Origin of the sequence: Consotaella aegiceratis (genome assembly GCF_036541425.1) — a bacterium.
Lineage (GTDB): Bacteria > Pseudomonadota > Alphaproteobacteria > Rhizobiales > Rhizobiaceae > Consotaella > Consotaella aegiceratis.
The window spans coordinates 1-6,333 of record NZ_JAZHFT010000089.1 but is presented as its reverse complement, the minus strand read 5'-3'; the positions used below and the strand labels follow the sequence as shown (position 1 = coordinate 6,333).

The following is a 6,333-nucleotide window of genomic DNA, read 5'->3' as shown; positions in this document are numbered from 1 at the left end:
ACAGCTTCGAGGCGGTGCCCTCGCGCGTGCCCCTGACGCCGCACCGTGCGACGAAGCGCCCGCGCATCGAGGGGGCGCAAGTGGGGATCGTGGCGGGTCCCGAGGGCGAGGAGATCCACTGCGACCAATACGGCCGGGTGAAGCTGTGGTTTCCCTGGGACCGGCGGGCGAAGAAGGACGGCTCGGATACGACTTGGTGCAGGGTCAGCCAGGCCTGGGCGGGGGGCACCTGGGGCGGTCAGATCATCCCGCGGATCGGCATGGAGGCGATGGTCTCCTACATCGACGGCGACCCCGACCGACCGCTCATCACCGGCCTGGTGCCCAATACGAGGCAGAAGGTGCCCTACGAGCTGCCGGCGAATAAGACCAAGAGCGCGTTTCGGACTGACAGCCATAAAGATCGCGAGCCAGGAAATTTCAACGAGATTACCTTCGAGGATGAGAAAGGAATCGAAGAAATATTTATTCAGGCTCAGAAGGATATGCATATCGGCATCAAGAACAACTATATTCAATACGCTAATGGTAATCATCATACTCAGGTTGGTAGAAATGAAACTAAGTCTGTTCTTGGCTGGTCTGATACATATATCAACCAAAGCTATTCAATTTCGACAGGCCGGAATTTTTACCAACTCGTTGGCAATCCAAATGCGGTGCTATCAGTTTTATCCAAGGAATTTGTGAGCCGAAATAACTTCCATTTGCCATTTGATCTACTATCATTAAATACAGATTTATCAAAAGACCATACTCAGGGCTCATTAATAACAGTCGTTTCGGGAGATATATCAACAGACTCGGCCGGGCATTACACTCTTAATGTCTCTGGAAATGCCCATTGCAGCTATGAAAATGGATTTTCGGCCATTTCGGGAAACGAATATACTGTCTCTAGCAATAGAGATATTCATATTCTCGCGAATCAAGCGGTAGCTATCGGTGCTGCGACCGCGCTTGTTATTAAATGCGGCGAATCAGAAATTATTATGAAAAAAAGCGGGGAAATAGATATTAATGGAACCTCAATCAAGATAAACGGAAAAGAGAGCATAACTCATGTTTCTCCGAAGATTGACCTTAATTAAAGCATGGGTCTTGGGATTCATACCGGCGTTATCGTTAATTATACCCTTAGGCGTAGATGTATACGCACAAACTAGTACGCCGCTTTCGCAGAATGATGAAAATAACATCGTTTCTGCCTGCCGAACAATTGCTCCTAAGTTTGTCGACATGATGTGTATAGGAAAAGCCAATATAAATACGGTTAGCTTAAACTTTCCAAATATTTGTAATTATTACAACTCAGTGGAGACCATTAAGGTTCACATCGAAGCCTGCAAATCACCAACATCAGATCTATCCAAACTATACGTTGAAATGTGGAGATACTCCCTGGGGATGAAAAATAGTTTTTATTCAATTTATTCTGATTATGTTAGCGGTAATGTAGCCGCCGAGGTTGCAGCCGCCGCACCGGCTATTAGTGGAGCTGAGCAAGCATTTACGTTAAGCATAATCGCTTGCGGCCGTGATGAAGGGTGTAATAGAGATTTGTTTGAAAGCTTATCGAAAACGGTAAAGGCATCTTTAGTGAAAACTCCATTGTTTTGTGATTATGACGACAGTCGGAATATATTCAAAAGCGATCGAACATATAGAAGTATATTCGTTGACGAGCGATATCCCGATGGGCTAACGATGCCTGTTTGTAAAGAATACTATTGTAAGTATCATAACTGTGATAAATTGGAGGTCAACAATGGCCTATTTATCCTGGGTGATAGATTTATCCCGCAGTATGATCTTTTATTCAAGGGAATACAGCCGTGACAGATAACGCGCTTAGACCAATTTATCCTTTCGGAGCAGGCGAGGTCGTTCTGACAGAGCCAAACAGTTCGTTGAGCTCAGGAGCGGATGGGGCGACCAGCCTGTCCGCTGAAACACATAACTATGCGCCTTCCAAAGGTATTTTGTCCATTGGGAGCAAAGTCACTTATTCGGGCTGGGTCATTGTGGATGACGTGATACCGCCTGATTCATTTAAACGATACAGTAAGTTTATAAAGATCTGGCAGGTAGAAAAGGAATACGATCTAATCCTGATTAGATTTATCGGCACAAAGCCCAGTATCCACTCGATGACGGATGCGCCAGAGTCCGAAACAAGAGTGCCCACCGATAGCGTTGCCGGGAGTACAATCGGTCTTCTTAATAATGCAATTCAAGGTCGGGGTAATCCGTATCTTTTGGACTCGATTTATGAAATTGATTTAAAGCAAATCCAATGTGAACGATCATGTTACGGCGACGACACTAATGTTATATCGTTTAACTTTTCGAACGCTAGCATCTATGAGCACGTGGTTCCCTGTACTATAAACAACAATATATATCTAGCATTTGATGTGGTAAATAGAAACACGTTTGCTGGAATCGTAGTTCGTTTTGACTGCATGGTATATACCGTCTCGAACTAGGAAGTTGGATGTCAGACATACAGTCGATAGCTATACAGTTGTCGGACAACGAAGACTGTATTTAGTCGTCTGTGAAGAATGGCGAAGGCATTGAACAGAAGGAATAATCGGCCGCAGCGAAGATTTTGTTTTTGCCAGTTTCGGCCGGCTGTGGGCGGATAAACTTGCAAATTGCGTTCGTGTAGAGAGCGTGATTCCATGGCTCCCGGATCAATGAATGGGGAGCTTGGCGATGCGTCCGAAGGAACGGCGGGACAGCGGGCAGAGCGATCTTTTCCGCGCCCGGCTCGACCAGATCGTCGACCTGGACCACGCGCTCGTCCGGCTCGCACGGGCGATCGACTGGCGCTTTCTGGAAGAGCGGCTGGGGGCGGCCTACACCGATGCGCCCGGCCATCCGCCGCTGGCGACGCGGCTGATGGCGGGGCTGGCGATCCTGAAGGCGATGCACGCCCTTTCCGACGAGGCGCTGTGCGATCGCTGGCTGGAGAATCCGTACTTTCAGCTCTTCTGCGGCGAGGAGGTCTTCCGCCACACGCTGACCGTGGGCGCCCAAAAGCTGGAACGCATCCACCTCAGCTCGTACGAGAGCATCGGCGGTTCAAAGCGTATCCATGCCAAGGAAGATTTCGAGGTCCGATGCGGGAAATCCTACCTCGTTCTAAAGCGCGACGGCACGATCATTATCGAAGGGGTGGATATCAAGATAAAGGGCAATCGCATTGATCTCAATGAATGATATCGGCAGATCGTTGTCGATGGGCGGCTTGAAGCACTTGATGGTCCTGCCGGTCGCAGCGCTCCTGACGTTAGCGGGTCCTCCCGTATCGGCCGAGGCAGCCGCGTGCACGCAGATGGATGCCATCGCGACTCTTGCCGCGAAGCAGGATCAGGCCGGAGCCGCCATTCTCGTGGATGCGGACTGCGCCAAGGCCATGGCGGCGACCGGCAAGCGCGAGAATGCCGTGATCCTTCTTGATGCCGGCTATCCTTCGGTGCTTGTTGGTCAATTCGAAAGCAACGACCTGATGCTCGCGCTGGAGCAACAGGTCGACCAGGGTGACCACGGTTTCTTCAGCACCGACCGTTCGCTCGGCAGCGTTCTCCAGATATTCGCCGACGAGAACCCGGATTTGGCCGATCAGGCCCTACGCGTGCGCGATTTCGCGTTGGCCTCGCAGGCCGCAACAACTGGACAGGACACGAGCGCAGAGCCGTCCGACAGGAAGCGTTACGCGATGTTCCTTCCGGTCTGGCAGAGCAATAAGACCCGCGAAAACTTTCTCCGGATCTGCAGCGAAGCGGACTGCGGGACGCCGCCCGCGACCTTTAATGCCTGCGATGTGGAGGAGATGGAGGCGAACAAGCTCGCTTATGCCAATGATCCTGCATCCTTTATGGCGAAGGCGGAGAAGTGCGATACCTCGCTGCAGAACCTTGTCTTCGTGCAGGCGTTGCGAAAGTTCGGCATGATCGATTCATCCTGCAGCCCGACCATGCAGATTAATGCTGTCGTCAAGACCGGTCTTGAGGCGGCAGCGAGTTGCACGGGTCTGCTAAAGGCGATCTCCGAGCAAAGCGCGTTTAGCAGTGCGGACGTCGTCCGCTATTATCGGCGCGTCCAGGATAGCGAATTCACACTTCCGCCAGACGTTGCACTGAGAAATGCTGACGACATCGCGTTTATTTCGCCATCAATCGCCGAGCGCTTGCGCTCGTTCGCTCATGACTAAAACCGTATGAACTTCGGGTCGAGTAGTGCATCGTGAGGCAGATACATGGTGGAGATCAGCCAGGCCGAACTGAACCGCTTCCTGTCGCAGTCGGACTTCGACTTCTCGACGCCGGCAGGTTGGCGCGAGTTCCTGAATGAGCGTGCCCTCGAGGGCGGCAAGGGCCGCGACGCCGATGGCATCCAACTGCGCGACCTGAAGAACTACGCCGTCGGCTCGTCGCAGTTCATCTCACACGACCAACCTGTTCCTGTGACCTTTACCGTGCGGACCCAGGGAGATGGTTTAGCCTTGCCGCCGGGCAACCTTTACGTCTTCCATCCGAACGCGGCATGGGATTACGTAGTCAGTCAGTTCTCTCTTCAAAGCACGGATAGCGTCGTCAGGTATAGGCTGATGGCCGGCGGCGGCGATAAGCCCGGCCTTTACAGCAATGAGAATTGGGGGACCATCTACTATATCGCCATCAAGGCTGGTGACATTCCCGGGAAAGGCGTTGCCAAGTCGGCCGCCGAGCAGATGACGAAGAAGTACATTAAGGACGCGAGCAAGCTCATCATGCGCGGCCGCAAGCTGCTGAGTATGGGTGGGGTCACCTACATCATCACGGTCCGAATCGGAAATATGAATGAAGAAAGTCACATGATGGATCAGTTGCTGCTCTCGCCGCAGGGCGCCGCGCGGATGCGGGACATGACGGACCGGGTTCTCGAAGCACTCGAGTAATTCCGAACCGGCCTCGTCCCCAACCCCAAGCAGAAAGTCCCCTATGAGTTGCCGGCCAACAAGACCAAAATAATGTTCCATTCAGTTAGAAACGCATTAAACTTGCGAGGATTTTTTTTAATATTAGCTATTGTTTTATATTTAATGTTCATGATTTCTGCATATATATATATCTATATTCATGCAAAAGAGCAATTTGGCGATAATTATCAATATATTAGTGAGTCGATTGGGTATACGCCTTATTTTAGTCCGCGATTTAAAAAAGTTCAATGCAGCGATAGTATTTTCATAATTAAGCCTGATCGAGTTCTTATTTCAAATATATTTAATCATTATGAAATAAATACCTGGTATCCCTGGCCTATACCAATACACTTCGGTATATTTCATGATAAGAAGGTATTTTATTGGAGCTTCAAAGAAGGCAGGTTTCTTGAGGGAAAATATTCTTCTGGTGCTGGCGTCCATTTTCGAGATATAGCGCGCGCCTGCGGATACTCTGTATACGGATAGATATTCCATGCCCAAAGCGCACCGCCAAGTCGATATCGGCTCCGGCCACGCCTGTCACTTTCCGCCCTCTGCCGCCACGGGCGGCAGCCCCGACGTCTTCGTCAACGGCAAGCCGCTGATGCGGGTGGGCGACAGCTACGAGCCTCATGCCTGCTCACCCTGCCCCAAGCCGGAACACGGCCGCAAGCTGGCGGAAGGATCGGCGACGGTGTTCGTCAACGGCAGGCCCGCCGGTCGCATCGGCGACGCCATCGACTGCGGCGGCGCCGCCGAGACCGGATCGCCAGATGTTGAGATCGGCGGTTGATCGGGCGTGCCGCGAAGAATGTTGAGGTCGGCAACGGAAACTGAGTCGGCCAAGCTGAGTTCACTGGAGGGCACCACGCCCGACAACCTCTACGGCGTCAAGCGCCGGCTGGCTAAGGGCACCATCAGCGATGGATGGTATGTCCATCTTCGGCGCCAGGGGCGCTATATCATTCGCCACTTCAAGGACAGCGCCTATGGGTCGGCCGACGCCGCGTTTCATCAGGCGCGGGCTTTTCGGGATGCGGTCCTGGACGCTCTCCCGCCGATGACCAACCGCGAAAAGGCGACGTGCCTGCGTAGCGACAACACCAGCGGCATCACTGGCGTTTACCTGCCACCCGTTAAGGTGGTGAAGTTCGAGCCCGGCAACAATTACGCCGGGCTCAAAGCAGACCTTCGTTGTGCGGGCTTCAGACGTCTCGTTTGGGTCGGTGAACGAACCCGCTGCGCGGGAGGGCACCCGCGGTTGAGGTTAGAGGAGACAGGCCGAAGTCGCGCCTGCATTGAGCGTCGTGCGGCAGGGGCAGAGCATGACGGGCTTCTTCAACAAGGAGCCCGAC

The 6,333-nt window shown here is 52.4% G+C and carries 5 protein-coding genes and 2 pseudogenes; all 7 read left to right on the top strand.

Going from position 1 to position 6,333, the window contains the following annotated elements:
- Positions 1 to 1,091: type VI secretion system tip protein TssI/VgrG (tssI, locus tag SMD10_RS24690; protein ID WP_331688382.1), on the top strand; the 1,091-nt coding region annotated here is incomplete at its 5' end.
- Positions 1,063 to 1,839, top strand: a complete 777-nt coding sequence (locus tag SMD10_RS24685) for a hypothetical protein (RefSeq protein WP_331688383.1) — start codon at positions 1,063 to 1,065, stop codon at positions 1,837 to 1,839. The genes tssI and SMD10_RS24685, both read left to right, overlap by 29 nt.
- 882 nt (positions 1,840 to 2,721) lie before the next feature.
- Positions 2,722 to 3,057, top strand: a pseudogene (locus SMD10_RS24680) (transposase); the annotation flags it as partial.
- Positions 3,058 to 3,220: 163 nt separating this feature from the next.
- Positions 3,221 to 4,222 (top strand): hypothetical protein, encoded by a 1,002-nt coding sequence (locus SMD10_RS24675; RefSeq protein WP_331688381.1) that lies wholly within the window; start codon positions 3,221 to 3,223, stop codon positions 4,220 to 4,222.
- 45 nt (positions 4,223 to 4,267) lie between these two features.
- A complete protein-coding gene (locus SMD10_RS24670; protein WP_331688380.1) occupies positions 4,268 to 4,948 on the top strand; it encodes a hypothetical protein in 681 nt (226 codons plus the stop codon).
- Between the two features lie 523 nt (positions 4,949 to 5,471).
- Complete coding sequence (locus tag SMD10_RS24665) at positions 5,472 to 5,771, top strand: PAAR domain-containing protein (RefSeq protein WP_331688379.1); 300 nt, start codon at positions 5,472 to 5,474, stop codon at positions 5,769 to 5,771.
- A gap of 18 nt (positions 5,772 to 5,789) precedes the next feature.
- Positions 5,790 to 6,333, top strand: a pseudogene (locus SMD10_RS24660) (hypothetical protein); the annotation flags it as partial.